The sequence below is a fragment of the Mycobacterium sp. E2479 genome, assembly GCF_001667925.1.
Taxonomy (GTDB): domain Bacteria; phylum Actinomycetota; class Actinomycetes; order Mycobacteriales; family Mycobacteriaceae; genus Mycobacterium.
Window position 1 is genome coordinate 1 of sequence record NZ_LZJR01000065.1, and the last position, 2779, is coordinate 2779.

Here is a 2779-nt window from a genome sequence, read left to right on the forward strand (position 1 = left end):
CCGCGAGCACCGCGTAGACGAGGGTGAAGGTCGCCAGTGAAGTGATAACCATGCCGGGCACATGGTTCGACACCCCTTCGCGCACCGTCATCCGAATCAGCTGGTCCCCAGTGGGATTGGGCGCCACCACCCATGGCTGGCGACCCATCTCGGTGAATACCCAGCCCGAGATGTTGGCCAGAAACGGCATGGGGATGGTGAGCAGCGCGAACCAGGACATCCAGCGGCTCTTGGGTGTTCGCCCACCCCGGGTAACCCACAGCACGGTCAGGGCGAACAACACAGGGATCACCAGAAATCCGATCATCGCCCGGAAGGACCAGTAGGTGACGAACAGGTTCGGCCGATAATCATCTGGTCCGAAGCGCTGCTGGTACTCCTGTTGCAAATCGTTCACCCCGCGCAGCGTCACGCCGCTGAACTTGCCCTCGGCCAAAAACGGCAGAACGTAATGCACTTTGATGACTTCGGCAACGCTGCCGCAGTTGTTGTGCGTACCGATGGTCAGCACCGAGAAGTCGGGGTCGGTCTGCGTGTGACACAACGCCTCGGCCGACGCCATCTTCATCGGCTGTTGCACGAACATCAGCTTGCCCTGACGGTCACCGGTGAAGAACAGGCCTACGGTGGCTAGCAGCACCACCCCGCAGCCCAGGATGGCCGCCGGGCGAAACATGGCGCGGGCATCGGTTTGTCCGTCGGGCGCGGCCGATCCGAGCCTGCGTGACCGCACCATCCACCAAGCGCTGACGGCGGCGACGAAGGTGCCCGCGACCAGCAGCGCCCCGGTCACCGTGTGCGAAAAGGCCGCTTGCGCAGTGTTATTGGATAACAGGGCGAAGATGTCGTCCAGCTCGGCTCGTCGCGTCGCCGGGTTGTAGTGCGCGCCGACCGGGTGCTGCATGAACGAGTTCGCGGCGATGATGAAGAACGCCGACGCGTTGACGCCGATCGCGACGATCCAGATGCAGGCCAGGTGGATCAGTTTCGGCAGGCGACTCCAGCCGAAGATCCACAACCCGATGAACGTGGACTCGAAGAAGAAGGCGAACAGGCCCTCCATCGCCAGTGGCGCCCCGAATATGTCGCCGACGAACTTGGAGTACTCCGACCAGTTCATCCCGAACTGAAATTCTTGGACGATTCCGGTCGCCACGCCGATGGCGAAGTTGATCAGGAACAGCTTGCCGAAGAACTTGGTCAATCGGTACCAGGCGGTATTACCGGTGGCCACCCACACCGTTTGCATGATCGCGATCAGGGGCGCCAAACCGATCGTGAGCGGCACGAAGATGAAGTGGTAGACGGTAGTGATACCGAACTGCCACCGCGAAATATCGACGACGTTCATCTGTCATCTCCCGAGACTGCGGAGGCCCGATCAACGGCTACGACAGAGTGTAGTAGATGAGTCGGCGCCAACGCTACCTGCGCCCTGCTCAGCCTGTGAGGGTTTTGGACGCCTTGCGGATTCCGAACGACGAAACGATCTCGAACACGCCGATCACAATGAACCACGCGCCGACCACGATCGCCAGGGTGACGATGGATTGAAAGGGTGACGCCAGAACGACGATGCCGGCGAGCAGGCTGATCACGCCGACGAAGATGTTCCAGCCCCGACCCGGTAGGTGCGGGTCACTGATCGCGGAGATCGTTGTTGCGACACCGCGGAAGATGAACCCGACGCCAATCCAGATGGCCAGCAGCAGGATTGCGTATCCCTGCCCGAAATGACGGAAAGCCAGCAACGCCAAAATCAACGATGCTGCGCCGCTGATGAAGAGCAGGATCCGGCTTCCGGCCGAGACATGAAGCGAGAACGCGAAGACCACCTGAGCGATACCGGTGATCAGTAGATAAACGCCGAACGCGACGGCGGCTACCAGGATGGAAATTCCCGGCCACACCAATACCAGGACACCGAGGGCGAGCGACAGAATTCCCGACAGCAGAGCGGATTTCCACAGATGCGGCAGCAAGCTCGGAACGGGATGGGTTCCGGGAGAGCCAGGGGAGATAGTCATGGCCGCAGTCTGGCACAAACGCGGGCCGGGGTACAGGGACTTTGGTCAGACGTGGACCGTGCGGGGATGCTCGGCGCGCAGGTCGGTGGGTTCTTCGCCAGCCCTACGGCCGATGAGATACCAGGTGCGCATGACGCCTTTACCCTTGACTTCGATGCGGCCGCGCTCTTGCAAAACGAAGTCGTGTCGCAGGCGCTCGTACATCGCCTCGGGGACCTGGATCCGGCCCACCGAATCCGTGGACTCCATCCGCGACGCGACGTTGACCGCGTCGCCCCACACGTCGTAGAAGAACCGGCGCGAACCCACCACGCCGGCCACGACCGGTCCACAGGCCATGCCCATCCGCAACGAAACGGGCTGGCCATCCGGATCACGTAGTGCAGCAGCAACATTGGCCATATCGATCGCGAAATCGGCCAGGGCCGAGGCGTGATCAGGCCGCGGCCGCGGGACGCCGCTGACCACCATGTAGGAGTCTCCGCTGACCTTGATCTTCTCCAGGCCATGCTTGTCGACCAGCTGGTCGAAGGCGCTATACAGCCGGTTCAAGAACTGCACCAGGTCGGCCGGCGCTGTGCTGCTGGCGCGTTCGGTAAACCCGACGATGTCGGCGAACAAGACGGAGGCCTCGTCGTACTTGTCGGCGATCACGTCTCGGTCGGCGCTTTTGAGCCGCTCGGCGATGCTGCCCGGCAACATGTTGGCCAGCAGCGCCTCCGACCGCTGGAACTCAGACTCCATCACCGCCT

The 2779-nt window shown here is 62.1% G+C and carries 3 protein-coding genes; all 3 read right to left on the reverse strand.

Translation table 11 applies throughout. The annotated features are described in order from the left end of the window. The coding region (locus A5686_RS07820) for a cytochrome ubiquinol oxidase subunit I (RefSeq protein WP_067932793.1) at positions 1–1351 on the reverse strand (1351 nt) is incomplete at its 3' end. Between the two features lie 88 nt (positions 1352–1439). Next, positions 1440–2045, reverse strand: a complete 606-nt coding sequence (locus A5686_RS07825) for an HdeD family acid-resistance protein (RefSeq protein WP_369829687.1) — start codon at positions 2043–2045, stop codon at positions 1440–1442. Between the two features lie 27 nt (positions 2046–2072). Beyond that, positions 2073–2779 (reverse strand): adenylate/guanylate cyclase domain-containing protein (locus tag A5686_RS07830; protein ID WP_197520514.1); only part of this gene is annotated, 707 nt, incomplete at its 5' end.